Source organism: Bacillus cereus (assembly GCF_002561295.1).
GTDB lineage: Bacteria > Bacillota > Bacilli > Bacillales > Bacillaceae_G > Bacillus_A > Bacillus_A cereus_S.
On the sequence record NZ_NTUG01000003.1, the window covers coordinates 167,934 to 187,517 of the forward strand.

Below are 19,584 nucleotides of genomic sequence, written 5' to 3' on the forward strand. Positions count from 1 at the left end.
CCGTAAAGGCCCGATTGGTGCGGGCTGATAATCAGTGGAGGATGAAGAAAACCCCCACTGATTAAAGTTTCACTTTATACAAATATTCCATAATCAATATTTCCTGTAAAATAAAAAGAAGAGAAATACATACATTTCTCTTCTCAAAAGGTTTCTATTAAAGCAGTACAGAATCTTTATCACTTTCTTGATTACGTCTCTCGCGCTCTTTTTCTAAACGCTTCATGTATACTTCGCCTTCTTTTTCGATAAACTCATTATCCATATCTTGTTCTTTTTTTGAAGTATATAAAACCATGTAGCCACTTACGACAATCCCAATAATAATAAGATAAATCCACCATGGTAAAGTTTCCACTCGATTTCCTTCCTTTCCTAAGACAAGCCTTGTTAGTTTCACTGTATGAGAGGAAAGGAAGGATTATGACTAGATGATTCACATTCCATCTATTTACTTATTCTCTTGATTGTGTTTTCTAAATTTTCACTCATTAAAACCCCTGTTATTGTATACGGAATGAGCCCTCTACTTTTATCATAAAGCACTTCATATACAAATTCTTGCTCCACCTTATAACTCACAGGTGACATTATATCTTCCGATAAAAAAACTTCATAATAGGAATCTATTTTATTCACTTTAAAAGATAACTTTTCACATCGTTCTTCATAATTATAATCAAAATGCGTCTCTAATCTTCCACCTATGCTTGAATCTTTATGCGCCCAAATATAATGCTCCAATTTCGGAATTTGTCCCCTCCAAAAAAACTTAAAAAGATAAAACGCATTATACCCTATAACACCAATTTGAAAATGTAACTGAATCGCTATTTCTTTAAACATCTTAAAAAAGCATTCCAAATCATTCTTTTCAGGTTGCATCAAATAATTCTCATCCGCTACAAAATAGATGGCATCTCGTTTTTGGTACATTCGAAAGACTTCTTTTCCACTTTCATCTATTTTTATCCATTCTGACGTACCAAACCCTTTGACAAAAGCTGCTTCTTGTAAAAGGTGTTCTACTTGCATTTCGAAAGGATCGGATGAATCTATCAAAGTGAACTCCGTTTTTATTCGATTTGGAACAAAATAATTCCCATATCGTTTTATTACATCTAGCAATCTTGCTATTTTTTCACTATTCATGACATCTACCAATGAATCGTATTCTTCTACATCTTTCCGTAACATCCCAACAATATATCCCATTTTTATCCCTCACACTAATTACGTAACTTCTTTTTATACTCTTTATGAAACTGTTCTTGACTAATCTTTATAATATGCTGTGTTAATTCTTCTCGCTGTGAAATACCTTCATACACTTTATGATATCGAATTCCGGCTCTATATTTCTTCATGTGATACAACCACTTTGTATATGTAATACCACTATTAAATTTAGATATACAGCTAAGGACCTCCCTTTTATTTTTTAAATTCATTTTCGTGAGTTCCTTTTTGCATCTCTGTATCTCTTTTCTTGCTGAGATATACAGTTTTTCCATCTCAAATAAATAATGCGTATGGTATTTTAATAATTCTTTCGCAACGTCATAAGATTCCGCATCAATCGGTTCATTAAGCTTACACGTTAATGCACTTCTTGCTTCTAAAAATTCAATAAACTTATCGAATTCCACCATGATATCTAACGTGCACTTTAATGCTTCAGTGATAAACTGGTTCTCTTTTTCTTCTTGCTGTAACATAATGATGAATTCAACTAAATGTTGCTTCAATTTCACGCATAACGGTTGTAATTCAAGACTAGGTGTAAGAGTGGCAAAATAATCCTTATAATTTATTATGATGCTTTCAATTCTCTCCGCTTCTCTTCTTGAAACAACTTGTCCATACTCATTAACAATAAGTGTTCCTCTCCAGCCTCCGTTTGAGCCTCTAGAAAATATAAATCGAAAATATTTGTTTCCATTTTCTTTATATGAATTCCATAAACTCACTGTTTCTTCATATGAAATAAATACAGCTGAATAATATTTTTTTCTGTAACGTTTTGCTATTTCTCTTAAATCTGGGACAGACATCATTTTTTTCGCTTCTTGCATCATTTTTCTCCCAACCTCACGAACTCTTTATTTATTAGACAAAAACAACATACTGAATATAAAATAGAGATCCCTTACAAAAATCATACAAAATTTTCATATTTATTCCAACATTCATTTTATTAAACTGACTCTCTTTATAATGATGAAAAAGCAGTACTCTTTAAGAGTACTGCTCCTCATTTCATTTCTTAGCGATGAATCCAAACTGCACCTGCAGACTTGTCTTCCGCTTGACCTACTACTTCGAACTTTAATCCTAACTTCGGCAACTTACGTCCTGCATCTGGAATCAATGTATTCATATATTGCTTAGAATCATCAAACTTCGCAACTCCTGGTAACCCTTTATAATCAAAGATTCCGCGAGTCGGTGAATCTACTCTCCATGCTGGCGTTGGATCAAATGAGAATGCCGCATCTGCAATTTGATAACGCGTACTGCTCTTCACAGTCGGTTGTCCGTTTAATGTTCCTACGATTGCCTCAGGATGAGAATCAACTACACCTAAGAATCCTTCACCTGGATGCACGCCTACCCAGTTATCTGTAAAGCTTTGATCCGCATACCATACAACCATTCCTGTGTTAAATACTGGACCACGCGCATGTTGTAATGCTTGGTCAGAACCAGCATAATTTCTCCACTCTACATAGTAGTTATGCTTCTTCTGTTCAAATCCGTTAGACACAGTAAATCCTTTTAACGTCATTGCTGATTGCCCTTCTGCATCATCTGAAAACGCAACTTTACCATCTACTGTTAATGCTGCATTATCTAACGCAAATCCTTTGTAAGACACTGCAATATCTGTAATATATTCAAACTGTAATTTTACTTTCTTTCCTTTGAATTGGCTTAAATCGTATGATTTATCAACCCATTTACCATCAGTTGTATCCATACCGCCTTTTACATCTTTTTCACCAATTCGATCAATACGTGTCTTCGTTCCATCTTCTGCAATCGCGTACACGTCAAGGAAATCATACTTCGCTTCCAGCTCATAGAACGCTTTATAATCAAACTTCGCATTCGTCGCATTTGTTAAATCAAATACTGGTGTCTCAAGTGTTGTATGAATGTCATTTCCTTTTGTGCTGTAATAAAACTGCTTACCGAATGCTGCTTCGATATTTTTAATATTTTTGTCAGGTAAGTTCACGCGAACGATGCCTGGTCGTTTAGATTTTGTTACACTTTGATCGATATACGTTGCAGCACCAATACCACCACGAAGTTTATCGTAATCTACTTCTAAAATGTTCGCCCAGTTTCCGCCCATGTTCTTTTGGAAAAACTCTTTATTTTGTGGTGAGAAACTTGTTGGCTCAGTTCCAGCAATTTTCCCAGACCAGCTGCCGCCACTCATAAGAGACCAAGATTCAACCGGCTCACCGTTCCCTGTGTACTTCGTATCGTACTCATCTGGTAATCCTAAATCATGACCGTACTCATGAGCAAATACACCAACTGCTCCATCTTCAGGCTCGATTGTATAGTCGTATGCAGCCATTTTTCCGCCCCAGTTTGAAACAGAAGATTTTGTACCATCAATCGCATATGGTTTTGATCCAAGTTTTGAACGGTGAGACCAAATCGCATCATCTTTCAACTTACCGCCGCCAGCTTCTTGTCCTACACCCGCATGAACAACCATTAAATGATCGATAATGCCGTCTGGCTCATTTTTATTTCCATTTCCGTTGTAGTCGTATTGATCAAATTGGTCAAAATCAGCTAAGTTAATCCCTTTTGCTACCGCTGCTTTTAACGCTTCTTTCACAAAATCACGTGGTCCTAAAGGCCCTTTATTATCATGACCAGTACCAGCATCCGAACCGTAATCCGAAGCTTTTCCTGGAACAGTTAACCATTCCGTTACCGTTCCATCAACTGTGTAGCTACCGCCCGATTGCTCTTCATAATATTGCTTAAATGTATTAATTTTTGATCCATCAAATAGCGTAAATGGCTCATCACCAAATAACATCTTTTGATAATGCTCGCGGTTAAAATCTTTCGAATACATGTAGCCTGGCTCTTGATCAATATTGTTATGTTTGAAATCGCTAAATTCTACAAGTAAAACAAGCACTTTATCTGTGCGAACTGCCCCATTATATTCTGCTTGTTTCGCTGGTGTAGTCGGCACTTTCCCGTTTAATTTCCCAGGATTGATTCCTGAAGCTTGACCAGCTACCGCTCCTGTTACCGGTTTATCTGCTTGTTCCTTTTCCTTCATCTTTTCATCTTTTACTTTTTTTATAAAGTCAGAAGCTTCTTGCGTCAAACTATCTCCAGTAACAATCTCTTTTCCAGGGTTTTCCCCTTTCTTTTTCTCAACATACTTTTCAATAGCCTTTGACGTTTCTGCTTGTGATGCTGATTTATCAATAACCCCGCGTTCCTTCAACGCTTTCGCCAAACGCTCCTCCGGGATTAAATGCTCATCGATTGGTAAGGATGATGATGGCGTTTCTGCATATGCAGATTGCCCCCCAAATGCAAACGTACTACTTAATACAGCCGCTGTTGCTAATACTGATAAAGGTTTGAACTTCTGATTCTTTTTCAATGCTTTTCCTCCCCTATGTTTGCGATTCATCGGACTTTTTGTCGATATGTACATAATATTGTTAGATTATCAAATTTTCAATATATTTTAAAACTTCAGATATAATAAAAGGTTGAGAAATATTTTTCTGACAATTCTCCATACAAAAAAGGGCTCTGCTTATTTAAGCAGAACCCTTTTTTAGGTTATGGAGAAATTGGTAAATGAAATTTTATCGGCGATTTTTCAAATATATCGATCATTTCTCACCATATATGAGCGCAAATTGAAATATATGACAAAGGATATCGACCATTCGGCAAATAACGACACAACTGACAGCCTATTACCTTTTCACATTCTTTTCAAAGAAATCTTGGACATACCCCATAAACTCTTCCGGTTCTTGACGAAACGGGGCGTGATACCCTTTTTCGATTATATGGAATGTACTATTTTTGAATAATTGGTGATAGGTCTCACCATTCTTCCACGGAACACTTTTATCATTTCTCCCCCAAATAATTAACGTCGGCACTTGAATCGCATCTGCATCCATCTCAATGCGGTGCTCTCTCATTTTCGTCAGTTCACGATAATGTTCTTTATCATCTCTGCTATTTTTCACTTCATTTTTATTATAATCGGTAATAGTAGATACATTATTTATATCAACCGACAACTTCGGCTTTTGAATATCTCCTTTTTGCTGGAAAGATTCGATTCCTGTCGAGTCCGCTAAAATAAGCTGTGTAACTGCCTCAGGATATAAATACGTTACATTAAGAGAAATCTCTCCACCCATCGAATGACCAAGTAGCGCAAACTGATCATAGCCTAGTTTTTTCATTAACTGATAATATAAATTTGCTTGTTTCGGAAATGAATACTGAAAATCAACCGGCTTAGAAGAGCGACCAAACCCTACAATATCAACCGCAATAATCGTATGGTCTTTCGCGAGTTCTGGATAAATATCGCGAAATCCATCAGAAGAACCTCCAAAACCATGAAGCATAAGTAGCGGCGGTTTCCCTTCACCAATTTGTTTAAAATATATCGTTTGTCCATCGATTTCTACCATTTTTTCTTTTGTGTGTAATTTCGTAACAAAAACATCTTTCACTTCTTCCACTTTCGCTGTCGGCTTCTCAACGATATTGCAAACGACCAGCACAACAAGCGTAAGGCAACTAATTATATAAAACTTTAATCGCTTCAAATAAAATATCTCCTTTCTGCCATTGTAACTATAAACACATATAATTTAGTTTTTACTTTTTGTCGGTATTTTATAGCCAACATAGTCGTAACCACTTTAGTTACAACTATGTTAAAAAAATAGCTTTCTCTTTAAATAAGAATACATTGAAATATTTCTTGTATCCGATTATTTTCTCATCGTCCAACTCGCTTGTAATCATTATAGTTACAAACAAAAAGTAAGTCAATTCTTTTTATGGGAATTTATTTTCTTGAGAGATTTGAGGTTTTTAAGATATGTGATTCACAATTAGGCACGTCAGAGGAAACCTTACAATAATAAAAAGAAGAACGCCTTTTCGTGAGGGTTGGCGTTCTTCTTTTTGTTATGAATTCACTTAATTTTCTTGTGCTACAATTCCGCCACCGTCACCTATACTGTAAGCCGGTGCAGGTGTATCTCCAACGTTGTATACTAAATCAGGTCTTGCAGGTGCTCCGCCAGTATCACCTTTGTTGAAAGCAATATTGTTAAAATCATGAAACCCAGCTGTAATAGATAACGAAAATGAAAAACCTATTGCTGCAAAGATAATTTTTTTCATCATTTTAATGCTCCTTTTTTCATTTGTTTTTTTCTTGCTTCTTTACTCATGTGATAATATTTACTTGCTTTTTCATGATTGGTTTCATTGTAGAATTTATCAGCTAGACGACCTGTATACTCTTCAATACAATCAAATAATTCTTCTTTTTCAAAGTACGAAAGTCCTTCTAAAACAGTTTTTTCAAATGATTCTATATTTGTATTCATTTCTTTTAAAATCAAGAAACGATATTGATATTCTTGATTCTTCAACTCATTACAGATATGCAACCCTTTTTCTATTAATGATTCAGCAATATCTGATTGATTTAATTTCAAATTCTCATCAGCTTCCAAATACAGTGCCCGGAAATGATTGGGAACTTTCTTTGTCACTTCTGATAAATGACGGATTGCTGATTCGGATACATTTTGATTTGCATACAGTAACCCTAAGTTATTGCGTACCATGAAAATATACTTTTCATGGCTCACTTTTTGGAATACATCTAATGCAGCGTTCAATGTTTCTTCAGCTAATTCAAATTGTTTTAAATCGATACAACATAATCCGTATACATTTTCACATAATGCAAGGTTGATTTCATATCCTGATTGCTTAGAAAATTCCTCTTTTGCTTTTTGAATGTAATCAATCGCTTTTACTTGTTGATATGAGTGATAATAAAATTCGCCTAGTCTATAATTAAATTCAGCTTTTTCGAACGGATTAGTAATATATCGTAATAGTTTCTCAGCTTTATCAAACTGTTCTTTTGCTTCTATATAGTTAGTAATAATTCTCAAGTGGAAAGCCTTGAATAAATGATAATAATATGCCAAGAATCCTTCTGCCGGAATCCCAAAAGATTCCACCTGGTCAAAACTATCTTCTTTAACCGCAACCCAATCAGTTAACACCTTATATCTAAAATCCAATAATGCGTAATACAATCGTACATCTTGATCTGCTTCTGCATGATTGATTTTATTATCAATCTCTTCCTTCAACCGAGTCGCCTTCTCCACCTGCTGTTGCAACATGGATTGATACCAAGCGTCTAATGAATGCTTAATTTGTTCTTTCGTTACTACATGTGCACTCATAGAAATTCATCCCCCTCATTTCTTCCTGTAATTATCTAAATATTAACACAATTGAACTTTTTGTATATATCTTCCTTTTAAAAATAACTTGAGAAATATATTTTGTAAGACATAAGTCAAAACTACATCACAAAATCCGCATCAATCCCTACTGTTGAAAATGAAAAAGGCAAGTAATCTCAGCTATACGCTAAAATCACTTGCCTTATAAGTGTTATTTAGTTATGAAAAGTAGGTTTATAAAACGAACGGTTATCAAGCGCAAAGACGCGTTCTGTGTATTCACCTGGTTTCGTGCGTCCAAGGGCACGATCCATCATGTTCATCTTCGCATCTAGATTATCAATGTAGTGCAGAATTTCTGCTTCTCTTACTAATGGCGGCTTTGGACTACCCCATTCTGCTTTCCCGTGATGGGATAAAACGATGTGCTGAAGGATTAATACTTCTTCGCCTTCAATTTTTAGCTCATCTGCTGCTTTTCCAATTTCGTTTACCATGATGGAAATGTGACCGAGTAGGTTTCCTTCTAATGTATATGTTGTTGAAATTGGGCCAGATAATTCAATTACTTTACCAAGGTCATGTAAAATAACGCCTGCATACAGTAAATCTTTATCTAAAGATGGATATAGCGTAGCAATTGCTTTCGCTAAATCAAGCATGGATACAACGTGATACGCAAGTCCTGATACGAACTCGTGATGATTTTTCGTTGCTGCTGGATAGTCTAAAAATTCATTTTGATGTTTATTCAATAAATGTCTTGTCAGACGCTGAATGTTTGGGTTTCTCATTTCAAATATGTACTGTGTAATCTTTTCTACCATATCTTCTTTTTTCACTGGAGCTTTCTCAACAAAGTCTGAGATATCTGTTACTTCATTCGCATTTGCAAGGCGGATTTGTTTCACACGTAGTTGAATGCGTCCTTTATAATTTTGAACATCCCCAGCTACTTTCACAATTGTTTCTGCCACATATTGTTTCTCAACTTCTGGTGATACATCCCATAGCTTCGCTTCAATATCTCCGCTTTGGTCTTGTAAGATTACTGTTAAAAATGGCTTTCCATTACTTGCGATACCTTTTGTCGCTGTTTTAATTAGCAGGAAGATATCGACTTGTTCACCAACTTCATACTCTGCAATTTTCTTTTTCATTCTGATTCCTCCACCAACTTAAGTACTTTTAGTATAGCACACTACACCTTATTTTCTTTACGCTCACGTGATAATTTTATAATCTGTTTCTCCGTAAAGAATGATAATAGATGGGCATGACATGTAAAGAAAATCACTTGTCTATCCTTCACAATTTCTTTTATTAACTGGATTGTTCGTTCTGTTCGTATCGCATCAAAATGCACAAAACTATCGTCAATAACAAATGGATAATCATGTTCAAATGTCCGCGCTAACGCAAAACGCAGTGATAAGTAGAGTTGCTCCGCTGTTGCTTGACTCAATTCATGACTATAAAAACGAATACCATCACTCCGCTCAACAATAAACGGCTCATTTTCTGACGGTGAAAATATTTTACTATACTTTCCACCTGTTAAGTATACAAAATACTCTTCAGCCTTTTGTAAAATACGCGGCAATTGTACTTCATGATAGTATTGCTTCGTTTTTGTTAACACTGTTTTTGCCGTGGCATACGCAGCCCATTTTTTCACTTGCTCACGCACATACGATTTTTTCATTTCCCACTCATGTAATAAATCACCGTACGTACTGCCTTCTTCTAAATTCGCAATCTCTACGCGGTACTCCGCAATATGCTCAGTCAATTTCTTCTCTTCTGAAAGGAAGTCTCTTATATGAAGCACTTCTTGATTTACGTTTTCTTCATACCCGTTTACTTGATAGTGTTCCACTAGCGATAAACTTGTTAAACGCTTTTCTAACATATCAATTTGAGGTAATAACCGCTCGACTTGCTTCTCTGCCTCTTCACGCTTTTCCGCTCTTTTACCCGCTTCTAAAAATGTCTCTTCGTTAGTAGTTGCCGCCACTTCCCATAGCGCACCTTTTTCAAGCATGAGCTGATTTACTTGATGCTGCAATACTTCTCGTTCTTCTTTCCAATCAGCAAGCTTCCCTGCAAGTTGTTCCTTCTTTTGCCCTTTTTCTTTTTCCTTTTGAATACGATCACGAATCATATGAAGCTGATCAAAGTCTGTATTTTTCATAACGTTCTCTAGTTTATGTTCAAACTGCGAAATCATTTCATATAATATCTCTTTTCGCTCCGATTGCTTTCCTACTTCGCGATATAATTGCTGCATCTTTTCCATACGTTCAAACGCCGGCAATACATGTGCAAATGTATAAAAGCTCGGGAAAGAATAACGCGCTTTATATGTATCTACTTGCTCTCCCGCATGGAACGTCTCTCGCTCCCACTCTTCATATGCAGAAACCACTTTATCATAGGCTCGTTCGATTTGTTGTAACTTATAAGACTCGCGCTCAAATAATTTCCGCATTTCTTCATCTTTTTCTAATTGATAACGAATAGATAGCGCCTCTTCATTTTGCCTTCCGCCCGCACTTTGTCTTAGCGAAAGCAGTTCTTCTTGTAAACTTTCTGAAGAAGTATCTTTATACAAAACAAGGGCAAGTACAATGAGGACAAAGAAGATAACACTCGCAAATAACAACGAACGGTTATCTAACAATACACTTGTCAGTAACATCACTGTATTCAGAGCTAACAAAAGGAAACAAACTTTCTGCCAGCGCTTTTTCTTTTCCTGCGCACTGTTCATTCTTTCTTCATATTGACCACTAGTCCCAATAAAACTTGTACCTTGAAACTCTTTTTCCTTGTCTACAAGCTTTTGCCTCTCTTCATCCGCTAACATTTGCTTTCGAATGTGACCTACATTTTCTTCCTGTTCTTCCAATTGCTCTTGCGCTACTTTAAAACGCTCATCAAGCTGCTCTTTCCGCCTATCTAATTCTCTTGCCTTTTGCACCGTTTGCGTTACCATTTCTTTTGCGGCAAGGCTTGTATCAAATGACAATACACTTTCCTTCTCAAAAGTCGCACCGATTTGTTGCTCAAGCTCTTCTATCTCTTCTTTCATATTCCCTATACTTACTGTAATATCGCGCATTTCTTGGCGCGCATTTTCATATGACATATGCTGCATAAGAAGTTCTTCTACATAACGATCCTTTTGCAAAAGCTCTTCTTGTACTTCTATCCCATCTAGTTCTGATTGCACCATTTCCATCCTTTTCTGGATGGAATCAAGTTGCACACTAAGTGGCTCAAGTTTTGCTTTTATCGTTTCATAACGTTCTACGCCTCGAACCGGAAATGGATTCTGCTGTTCTTCTAGCGCTTTTTCATATGCACGCTTTTCAATAACAAGAGGTTGCAGCGTAGCCAATACTTCATAGTCTTGCTTGCGCTTTTCGGCCATCTCTTTTTCATTCCGAACATGAGCAAGGCGCGCTTCACTTTCTTTTAACTGTCCCATTAGCTTTTCATACGTACTAATCTTTCCTTGCCACGCCCCAAGCTTTTCCTGCAGCTTCTTTATTTCTTGAAGCGACACGTTAATCTCCGGCTTACGACCATTCGGCTTAAAACGCTGCTCCATTTCCTTTTCTAACTTTTTATCTAACTGGAGCAGCGCGTCGCTTCCAACTGCACTTGCCGAAAATAAGTAATTTCCGATTTCAGCTTCTCCAATGTGATGAATATTTTGCAAACCATGCATATCAAACGAAAAAACAGAATCAAATAAGTTCTCATTCATCCCGCTCAGCACATTTTGCAGCACTTCTTCGCCATATGTTTTTCCATCTTCAAAATAAACCGTTACTTCCCCAGCAGCCGTTTTCGGAAGGCGCTCGATTTTCACTCTTCCGTACTGCTCTGTCATAACCGTCAGCGCACCGCCATACTTTCCGCCTTCTTTCGGCTCATAGCGTCTTTGTCCCCTTGTTGGAAACCCAAATAAAATACTCTTCATAAACGAACGAATCGTCGATTTACCCGCTTCATTTTCACCATGCAACACCGTCAGCATTGAAAGATCCATTTCCACATTTTCTAATTTCCCATAGCCGTAAATATGGAGTTTTTCAATTCTCATTTTTTATCCCTCTCTTGCTGGAATAGTTGCTCTAATATAATATTTTCCGCTTCCTTTTGAATCTCTGCTTTCTCCTCTTCTGAAAAAGATTCAACCACATTACGCGCGACAGGAGATGTCCAAATCGTTCTCAGCACCGCATCCATATTCGTAAAGGATTCTAGTTCTTTCAGCACACTACCGACAAAATGATTCTCCTCTTTTAACCGCTCCGTTTCCGCAAATGAAATCGTCTCATTCTTCCACTTCATCACATACACGAAATCTTTACGCTCTTCTCCCGCTGCTAAAATATGAAAAATCTCTTCCACACGTTTTTCATCACGTAAATAAGAAGCGAGTGGTCCTTGTCCAGTAAACACGACTGTCAAAAGAGTTCCTTCCTCTTCCTTACGACACGCATTGAGCACTTCCGTAGCAGCTGTCATAAGATGATCGACTGTTTCTAGTTCATCAATATGAATTTCCACTTCTCCCCAAACTACATCTGCCGCACCGAAAAAGGAACAATTCGTTCCCTGTTCCGATATCTCAACAAGATACGCTCCCTTTTCTCCCGTTTCCTTCCGGTGGCGTCCTTGTATATTACCTGGATAAATTATATACGGCTCCTCTGCTAAAATCTCTCGTTTATGTATATGGCCAAGAGCCCAATAATCAAATCCTTTTTCCTTCAGCTCACGAATTTGAAACGGTGCATAACGATTATGTTCTGCATCGCCTTCTACACTCCCGTGAAGCATCCCAATGTGAAAAGGTGCATTGCTCATCTTTTCATACTGCGCCGTCATATTATCCGTTACAGCTTGCTGGAGATAACTAAATCCATAAATAGATGCAAGCAGTTCTCCGTCTTTATAAAATGGTTTTGCTTCTACATAAGGCTCTGCAAACACATGAACATTCTCTGGAAACTCAATTGCCGCCCAGCTTCCACCTAAATGATCATGGTTGCCATGAATCATATAAACAGGGATATCATAATGCGAAAGGCGCTTCATTTGCTCTCTCACAAACACTTGCGCACGTAAACTTCTCGTTTCCGCATCATATAAATCTCCTGCAAGTAGCACAAAATCAACGCGTTCTTGAATTGCTTTATCGATAATACGCTCAAACGACTGAAACGTACTTTGCTTCATTCTTTCCCAAACGGATGACGGCACATTCATTTCCATTCCTTTAAACGGACTATCTAAATGCAAGTCTGCCGCATGTATAAACTTTATTTGTTTCACAAATTAACGATCCTTTCTTTTCCTTACTCTATTGCAAACAGCATAACTGTTCATATATATAAGTACAAATTAAAAAAATACATAAACCTTCCTTTATAAGTGCGGAGAGAGCATCCGTCGATGGATAGAAACGGTCAGTGCCTTTTTGGCCCCATGCCAAGTGAGAACAAAAGGAGAAAGCGAGTAGAAATCTTCTTTTGTTTTCATAACCGCGACTTAGGTTCTCGAAAATCAAGTCGGATATATATAAGTTTCACTTTATTTTAGCACGATATATTACATATTTCTTTTGATAATTGCTCATTTCACAACTTAATAGTTGTAAAATTCCGACTTTTATACCTAATGATTTATCAAACGGGATGTTGTAATAACATGTTCATCTTCTGTTCATAAACATCTCTTATTCTAGAAATTAGAGGTGAAAAAATATGCACTCATTATATTCTAGATTTGTTATCATATCAGTTTTTATTATGTTGGTTAGTAGTATATTGGCATTTTTACTTACAAATGTATATTATCATGTTTACTTAAAACCATATAACAGTGAGAAAATTTTAAAATATGCCCAAGAAGTAAAACATTTATACGAGAAAAATACAGAACAAAATAAAGATGATTATTTACAGTCTATTTCTAACCTTGGCTTTGAAGTTTACGTAGTAGACGATAAAAAACAAGGTAAGCGATACGGTGATGATTTCAAGACAATGAATATTAGCGAAGAAACGATTGAACATGTATTAAACGGAAATATATACAATGGGATTTTAACATATCCAAATCGTTTATTTGCTACTGGCTTTTTTGACAATACGCTTTTGAATAGTATAGGAATTCCTATTAAAAATAACGATAAAGTGTACGCGCTCTTTATTCGCCCGGATATTCAACAGCAATTTGGAGAATTACGTCTTTTCTATGCTGTTTTATTAGGGTTAATTATCATAATCAGTCTAATTTGCATTGCGGTAGCTACCCGATTTGTCGTTCGTCCTATTCAAAGATTTACACATGCGACAAAAGAGATTGCAAGTGGAAACTATGATTTAGCACTACCAGAAAATCGCCGAGATGAGATTGGAACACTTGCAACTCACTTTCGTAAAATGGCTAAAAAATTACGAAATTCAGAGCAGATGCGACAAGAATTTGTTTCGAATGTTTCACATGAATTTCAGTCACCATTATCATCTATTCAAGGGTTTTCAAAAACATTACAAACGAATAATTTAACGAAATCTGAGCAAACACATTACCTAGAAATCATCGAATCAGAAAGTCGACGCATGTCCAGTTTGTGCAAACAATTATTACTACTTGCATCACTTGATAAAGAAGATCTTACTTTACGTAAACGATCCTTTGACCTTGGGAAGCAAATAAAAGATATTATCTTTATGCTTGAATGGGAATGGAGAAAGAAAGAGCTTGCAGTTGAAATGGATGTTCCCAACATACAAATTTACGGAGACGAAAACTTGCTCTATCAAGTATGGATGAATCTATTTACCAATAGTATCAAATTTACAGAGAGCGGCGGAACGATAGCCTTTGAAGCAGAAGAGCTGGAAACAGAATGGCGCATTTCGATTACTGATATGGGTATTGGTATACCTGAAAATGAAATAAAAAAAATATTTGATCGCTTTCATAAAGTTGATACGGCTCGAAACAGAAATGTAAATGGAAGTGGATTAGGTCTTTCTATTGTAAAAAAAATCATTGACCTTCATAGCGGAGCAATCACAGTGGATAGTGAACTTGGAAAAGGAACGACTTTTTCTATTTACCTTCAGAAACAACAAAAAGGAACGATTCATACGCAAAATTAAAAATACCTACTTCAAACAAGGAACAACATTTCCATCAATATACAGCAATCTAAAAGAAGATAACTCCCTTTATACAATAAGGAGCTATCTTCTTTTTTTGCAACATATTTATATATGAACTGTAGATTCGTCTTTTGTAACTTGTTGTTCATATTCCGTTCATATTTCTTCTTTATGATAAGAACATGAAATGAAACGAGGAGGAATGAACCTAATGTTTTTAGCACTTAAAGAATTAAAACAATCGAAATTACGGTACGGATTAATTGGTACAATCATGATGTTATTATCATTTCTTGTACTTATCATATCAGGTCTAGCAAATGGTTTATCGCATGATAATGCTTCGTCTATTATTGAAATGAAAGCAGACAAATTTATATTATCAGATGATGCAGAGGGAAAATTATTACGCTCCCAAATTAAGCAAGAAGATGTAGATAAAGTATTGGCACAGGTTGATGCAAAAGATGCAGTTCCAATGCATATTAAAATGGATACATTCGAACAAGAAGGAAGTTCAAATAAAGTTGATGTTGCGATTTTCTCAAGTAAACAAGATTCATTTATTGCCCCAAAAGTAATTGAAGGAAAAAACGGTGCGTTAGAAAATAATGAAATCGTTGCTGATGAATCTATAAAAGAAAAAGGGATCAAACTTGGAGATGAACTAGTAGACCCTATTTCACAAAAAGCTTTCAAAGTTGTCGGATTTACACAAAATCAAATGTTTAGTCATTCACCTGTTGTTTATATGAATGAAAATGTATGGGACAGTATTGCACTGCCACATCAAAAAGATTACAGTGTAATCGCTCTAAATACTGATAAAAAAATCGACAATGCAACAGTTGTTGATAAAAAAGAAGTTCTACAAAGTATTCCAGGTTATAAAGAAGAACAAGGAACATTAACGATGATTATTGCGTTTTTACTTGTCATTTCAGCATTATTAATTGGCGTTTTCTTCTATGTCATTACATTACAAAAAACGCAGCAGTTAGGTGTATTAAAAGCGATCGGAACGAAAAATTCGTATTTAGCAAATACTTTAGTTATCCAGTCTATATTCTTATCTGGTGTTGCTCTTATCATCGGTATTGGTTTAATCTTTGCTGTCCAAGCTGTTTTACCAGCTAGTATGCCATTCTTATTAACAACAACAACAATCTTGCAATATGCTGGTATTTTCATCGTAATTAGTATACTTGGGACACTAATTTCTCTATATCAAGTATTGAAAGTAGATGCATTAGAAGCAATCGGAGGTGGCATGTAATGTCGTCATTATTAACATTGGATCAAGTAAGTAAAGTATATGGAGAAGGAGAAACAGAAGTAACTGCTCTGCACCCCATTACATTAGATGTAAAAGAAGGCGAATTTATCGGTATTGTTGGTCCATCTGGCTCTGGGAAAAGTACATTACTTTCCATTGCAGGTGCATTGTTATCTCCTTCAAAAGGAAATATTTATGTTTCTGGTCAAAATATAACAAGTTTATCAGAAAAAGAAATGACCGATATTCGTTTGCGGAAAATCGGATTTATCTTCCAATTCGCAAACCTCGTACCTTTCTTAACAGTGAAAGAGCAACTCTTATATATCGCTAAGTTAAAAGGAAAAGATAAAAAAGAAGCTGGCAAATTTGCAGAACAATTATTGAAAACTTTTGGATTATCACATCGTATGAATCATTATCCACACCAACTTTCAGGTGGTGAAAAACAACGTGTAGCCATCGCTCGTGCATTTATGAATAATCCAGATTTAATTTTAGCCGATGAACCTACTGCTAGTCTTGACTCAAAACGTGCTAGAGAAGTAGTTGAATTAATGAAAGATGAAGTGAAGAAAAATAAAAAAGCAGCGATTATGATTACACACGATGAAAAAATGCTGGACGTATGTGATCGAATTTTAACACTTCGCGATGGAAAATTACTACGAGAAAACGAAGTGTAAAAACAAGTGTACAATCATAGTTATCTTTAAGAAACTTTCTTATTCTTCTATTTGACTAGGGGGATAAGAAAGTTTTCTTTTATTAACAGCACATTTTACATAATTAAATTTAAATGGGATAATCCTGCGAATTTCGCATGTAATATTGCGTTCATATTCTATTCATAATTCTCATGTAACATGCTTTATATAAAGCAAATGACTGTTAGAAAGGAATGATGAACATGTTAGCATCCGCTATTACCTTTATTACAGCTGCACTCATTTTTTATACAATCGGCGTATGGAGTGAAAAATTCCAAAAAACATTAAAACCTTGGCATGTCGTTATTTTTTGGCTTGGGCTCGCATGTGATACGATCGGCACTACATTAATGGAAAGAATGGCAGAAGCAGGATCTCTATTCAGTTTCCACGGAATAACGGGCTTATCGGCAATTTTACTTATGCTATTCCATGCTGTTTGGGCAACAATTGTGTTACTAAAAAAAGATACAAAAATGATGACAACGTTCCACACATTAAGTGTTATCGTATGGTTCATTTGGCTCATTCCATATATTTCTGGACTCATATACGGAATGACAAATAGCTTTTAAATAATCCAAAAATCACCATTGTTAAAGTCACCTTAGGAGGTATATGATGAAAAAGTTATACAACGCATCGTTCACATATTTAATTATCGGTTTACTATCAGGTATATTCGCAAGAGAATATGCAAAAGCACAAGGAATTCAAGGCACTACTCTTCTGAACCTTTTGCACACACATGTACTAGTTCTTGGATTTTTATTCTTTTTAATCGCTTTCGCCTTATCAAAATCATTTGCATTCCATGAAGCAAAAGGTTTTAACATGTGGTTTATCGTCTATAATATAGGATTGATTTTAACGGTTTCTTCACTGGCGGCCCGCGGACTTCTTCAAATCAATGGAACTGATTTGAAAGGATTAAGTCATATGGCAGGAATGTCTCATTCTATCATCGGCGTTAGCCTCGTTTGGTTTATGATTCTATTAAAGAAATCATACAAAGGATAAGAGGGTGTCAAATATGAACTTAGCTGTTCTATCAAGTATTATTGCTCTTTGTATGGCTGTTGGAATGATGTTTCTCCGCTTAAAATCAGCAAAGAAACCAGTCACACTTAAAAAAATTATACTCCCACCAATTTTTATGAGCACGGGAGCTTCCATGTACTTCTTACCAGAATTTCGATTAACAACACCAGAAATTTTAGAAGCAGTTATCGTTGGTTTATTTTTCTCTATTTTTCTTATTAAAACGTCAAAATTTGAAATACGCGGAAAAGACATCTATTTAATACCTTCTAAAGCATTTATCGTTATTTTAGTCGGTTTACTTGTCGTCCGCATTGCTTTTAAATCATATTTAAGTCAATCAATTGATTTAGGACAATTAAGCGGTATGTTCTTCTTACTCGCTTTTGCGATGATCGTCTCTTGGAGAATTGGCATGTACCGTTCATTTATAAAATTGCAAAGAGAAATACAGTTTGTAGACAAAAGCCTTTAATGGAAAAACATATCTCGAAATAACCTGAGCCTGATACAATATCGGACTCAGGTTATTTATTTTCCATGAATGTATAGAGGGGCTTCACACATACTTTATAAAACCACCATGTACGATAATCGCAACCGGATATGGATCCCCATAAAGTGAAACTTTAATCAGTGGGGGGTTCTTCATCCCCCACTGATTCTCAGCCCTCACCAATCGGGCTTTTACGGGCAGTTTATCTCCTACCTAACTTCTTTGCACCCGCCGAATCTTGAGGTGAAAGTATTACTGCCCGTTAATGCGGGATACATACAAAAGCTCTTTTACTTATTACCAATCATGTCACATATTTCTTTGCATATTTTAGCGATTTATGACAAAATAGTTATAAGATTCTGATTTTAATCTTTGGAGGGGAATTTTCATGGGAGTATACGTTCTAACAGTCTTTGAAAAAGATGGTTCAAAAGTGCTAGACGAATCATTTGAGGCGGCAACAGAAGCAGAAGCGAAATCAAAAGGAACATCCATTTTACAAGAAAAAGAATTGTACGAAAAAACACATCGTTGCACATCTTCCGCAGGAAAACTCGTTTTATTCCAGCGCTAAAAAAAGAAGCGTTATCCGCTTCTTTTTCATTCTATCTCTTCATCACACCACGTAAATACTACATCTAGAATCCGGTTACCAATACGCACGCGCTTATTCCACTGCTTTGTTTGAATTTGGCGCGTTAACTCTTGTTTCATCTTCTCCGTCCAGTCGTGAATGCTTCCATTCCCGTCGTACGGATATACGCTAGGAAACTCTTCCTGCAGAAGACTCAAGCTTTCTGCATCCAAATGAAAATGGAAATAGTAGTTTGCTGTAAGCGATGGCTCTTGCAATTTTAAAAACGGATCGTCAATTTGCTTTCTATTTCGATAGAAAGTAAATATATTCACCTTTCCGCTCGTAATTTGGTCAATTTGAATTTCGTGCTTCTCTATAATCACGTCGTGCCCACCTCGTTATATACTACCTTTAGTATATATGTCTTTTGCACCGAAGTTAACCATTTTCACACGAAATTCATTTCCTTCATCTATTTCCCGTACCTCCATTACGATCAGAACACATAAAAAAACAAATTGAAGGGGAGCGATTATATGTATTTCGGAAGCAAAGGTTGGTATGTAAAAGAATTAAAAAAATTAGGTATCCGTACTTATGAAGGGAAAAAACTAGAATCTTATCGCACGCACATATTGGCGAGTTTGCTTGAGAGAGTTCAGAGAGAGTCTGCTTAATAGAGGAAAAGAAGCAACGTTTTTTGACGTTGCTTCTTTTTGTATACCTGTATATGTTAAAAGAAAAAATGCAACTCTC

The 19,584-nt window shown here is 36.0% G+C and carries 19 protein-coding genes; 8 read left to right on the forward strand and 11 right to left on the reverse strand.

Annotated elements, in window-relative coordinates; genetic code table 11:
• Positions 1-157: 157 nt before the first annotated feature.
• The 10 genes from CN373_RS02840 to CN373_RS02885 all read right to left on the reverse strand — a co-directional run bounded on the left by CN373_RS02840 (position 158) and on the right by CN373_RS02885 (position 12,884).
• Entirely contained in the window at positions 158-358 is a 201-nt protein-coding gene (locus tag CN373_RS02840) for a sporulation YhaL family protein (RefSeq protein WP_000449222.1), read from the reverse strand.
• An 89-nt stretch (positions 359-447) separates the two neighbouring features.
• On the reverse strand, positions 448-1,215 hold the full coding sequence (locus tag CN373_RS02845; RefSeq protein ID WP_000540683.1) for a hypothetical protein: 768 nt from the start codon (positions 1,213-1,215) through the stop codon (positions 448-450).
• A 14-nt stretch (positions 1,216-1,229) separates the two neighbouring features.
• Entirely contained in the window at positions 1,230-2,075 is an 846-nt protein-coding gene (locus tag CN373_RS02850) for a hypothetical protein (RefSeq protein ID WP_001154555.1), read from the reverse strand.
• A 191-nt stretch (positions 2,076-2,266) separates the two neighbouring features.
• A complete protein-coding gene (locus tag CN373_RS02855; RefSeq protein WP_098358792.1) occupies positions 2,267-4,654 on the reverse strand; it encodes an immune inhibitor A domain-containing protein in 2,388 nt (795 codons plus the stop codon).
• Positions 4,655-4,979: 325 nt separating this feature from the next.
• The gene (locus CN373_RS02860; RefSeq protein WP_098358793.1) at positions 4,980-5,855 is read right to left on the reverse strand and encodes an alpha/beta fold hydrolase; all 876 of its coding nucleotides are present in this window, start codon (positions 5,853-5,855) and stop codon (positions 4,980-4,982) included.
• 379 nt (positions 5,856-6,234) lie between these two features.
• Positions 6,235-6,441, reverse strand: coding sequence for a hypothetical protein (locus tag CN373_RS02865; protein WP_098358807.1), 207 nt, complete (start codon positions 6,439-6,441; stop codon positions 6,235-6,237).
• On the reverse strand, positions 6,441-7,529 hold the full coding sequence (locus CN373_RS02870) for a hypothetical protein (protein WP_098358794.1): 1,089 nt from the start codon (positions 7,527-7,529) through the stop codon (positions 6,441-6,443). The genes CN373_RS02865 and CN373_RS02870 overlap by 1 nt, the downstream gene beginning before the upstream one ends.
• Positions 7,530-7,747: 218 nt before the next feature.
• Positions 7,748-8,692, reverse strand: coding sequence for a 3'-5' exoribonuclease YhaM (gene yhaM, locus CN373_RS02875; protein ID WP_000726641.1), 945 nt, complete (start codon positions 8,690-8,692; stop codon positions 7,748-7,750).
• A gap of 41 nt (positions 8,693-8,733) precedes the next feature.
• On the reverse strand, positions 8,734-11,646 hold the full coding sequence (locus tag CN373_RS02880; RefSeq protein ID WP_098358795.1) for an ATP-binding protein: 2,913 nt from the start codon (positions 11,644-11,646) through the stop codon (positions 8,734-8,736).
• On the reverse strand, positions 11,643-12,884 hold the full coding sequence (locus tag CN373_RS02885; RefSeq protein ID WP_098358796.1) for a metallophosphoesterase family protein: 1,242 nt from the start codon (positions 12,882-12,884) through the stop codon (positions 11,643-11,645). The genes CN373_RS02880 and CN373_RS02885 overlap by 4 nt, the downstream gene beginning before the upstream one ends.
• A gap of 431 nt (positions 12,885-13,315) precedes the next feature.
• On the opposite strand from CN373_RS02885, the gene CN373_RS02890 reads away from it, so the two are divergent.
• From CN373_RS02890 to CN373_RS02920, 7 genes are all read left to right on the forward strand, one after another.
• Positions 13,316-14,722, forward strand: coding sequence for a sensor histidine kinase (locus CN373_RS02890; RefSeq protein ID WP_000555953.1), 1,407 nt, complete (start codon positions 13,316-13,318; stop codon positions 14,720-14,722).
• A 214-nt stretch (positions 14,723-14,936) separates the two neighbouring features.
• Positions 14,937-16,001, forward strand: a complete 1,065-nt coding sequence (locus CN373_RS02895; protein WP_000477724.1) for an ABC transporter permease — start codon at positions 14,937-14,939, stop codon at positions 15,999-16,001.
• A complete protein-coding gene (locus CN373_RS02900; protein WP_098358797.1) occupies positions 16,001-16,687 on the forward strand; it encodes an ABC transporter ATP-binding protein in 687 nt (228 codons plus the stop codon). Before CN373_RS02895 ends, CN373_RS02900 begins: the two co-directional genes overlap by 1 nt.
• 224 nt (positions 16,688-16,911) lie before the next feature.
• Positions 16,912-17,286: an HsmA family protein gene (locus CN373_RS02905; protein WP_098358798.1), complete on the forward strand. Its 375-nt coding sequence runs from the start codon at positions 16,912-16,914 to the stop codon at positions 17,284-17,286.
• 46 nt (positions 17,287-17,332) lie between these two features.
• Positions 17,333-17,731 (forward strand): DUF2871 domain-containing protein, encoded by a 399-nt coding sequence (locus CN373_RS02910; RefSeq protein ID WP_098358799.1) that lies wholly within the window; start codon positions 17,333-17,335, stop codon positions 17,729-17,731.
• A 13-nt stretch (positions 17,732-17,744) separates the two neighbouring features.
• Positions 17,745-18,227, forward strand: coding sequence for a CcdC family protein (locus tag CN373_RS02915; RefSeq protein WP_001046762.1), 483 nt, complete (start codon positions 17,745-17,747; stop codon positions 18,225-18,227).
• A 412-nt stretch (positions 18,228-18,639) separates the two neighbouring features.
• On the forward strand, positions 18,640-18,825 hold the full coding sequence (locus CN373_RS02920; RefSeq protein WP_000539559.1) for a YhzD family protein: 186 nt from the start codon (positions 18,640-18,642) through the stop codon (positions 18,823-18,825).
• 26 nt (positions 18,826-18,851) lie between these two features.
• Here CN373_RS02920 and CN373_RS02925 read toward each other — a convergent pair whose 3' ends face one another.
• A complete protein-coding gene (locus CN373_RS02925; RefSeq protein WP_098358800.1) occupies positions 18,852-19,211 on the reverse strand; it encodes a hypothetical protein in 360 nt (119 codons plus the stop codon).
• Between the two features lie 153 nt (positions 19,212-19,364).
• On the opposite strand from CN373_RS02925, the gene CN373_RS02930 reads away from it, so the two are divergent.
• Complete coding sequence (locus tag CN373_RS02930; protein ID WP_000273534.1) at positions 19,365-19,505, forward strand: YflJ family protein; 141 nt, start codon at positions 19,365-19,367, stop codon at positions 19,503-19,505.
• The last annotated feature ends 79 nt before the right edge of the window (positions 19,506-19,584 follow it).

Coding starts and splice junctions, on each gene's coding strand:
- CN373_RS02865 (WP_098358807.1), bottom strand. CDS start 6,441: ATGAAAAAAATTATCTTTGCAGCAATAGGTTTTTCATTTTCGTTATCT.
- CN373_RS02900 (WP_098358797.1), top strand. CDS start 16,001: ATGTCGTCATTATTAACATTGGATCAAGTAAGTAAAGTATATGGAGAA.
- CN373_RS02850 (WP_001154555.1), bottom strand. CDS start 2,075: ATGCAAGAAGCGAAAAAAATGATGTCTGTCCCAGATTTAAGAGAAATA.
- CN373_RS02880 (WP_098358795.1), bottom strand. CDS start 11,646: ATGAGAATTGAAAAACTCCATATTTACGGCTATGGGAAATTAGAAAAT.
- CN373_RS02870 (WP_098358794.1), bottom strand. CDS start 7,529: ATGAGTGCACATGTAGTAACGAAAGAACAAATTAAGCATTCATTAGAC.
- CN373_RS02915 (WP_001046762.1), top strand. CDS start 17,745: ATGAACTTAGCTGTTCTATCAAGTATTATTGCTCTTTGTATGGCTGTT.
- CN373_RS02920 (WP_000539559.1), top strand. CDS start 18,640: ATGGGAGTATACGTTCTAACAGTCTTTGAAAAAGATGGTTCAAAAGTG.
- CN373_RS02895 (WP_000477724.1), top strand. CDS start 14,937: ATGTTTTTAGCACTTAAAGAATTAAAACAATCGAAATTACGGTACGGA.
- yhaM (WP_000726641.1), bottom strand. CDS start 8,692: ATGAAAAAGAAAATTGCAGAGTATGAAGTTGGTGAACAAGTCGATATC.
- CN373_RS02930 (WP_000273534.1), top strand. CDS start 19,365: ATGTATTTCGGAAGCAAAGGTTGGTATGTAAAAGAATTAAAAAAATTA.
- CN373_RS02890 (WP_000555953.1), top strand. CDS start 13,316: ATGCACTCATTATATTCTAGATTTGTTATCATATCAGTTTTTATTATG.
- CN373_RS02910 (WP_098358799.1), top strand. CDS start 17,333: ATGAAAAAGTTATACAACGCATCGTTCACATATTTAATTATCGGTTTA.
- CN373_RS02845 (WP_000540683.1), bottom strand. CDS start 1,215: ATGGGATATATTGTTGGGATGTTACGGAAAGATGTAGAAGAATACGAT.
- CN373_RS02905 (WP_098358798.1), top strand. CDS start 16,912: ATGTTAGCATCCGCTATTACCTTTATTACAGCTGCACTCATTTTTTAT.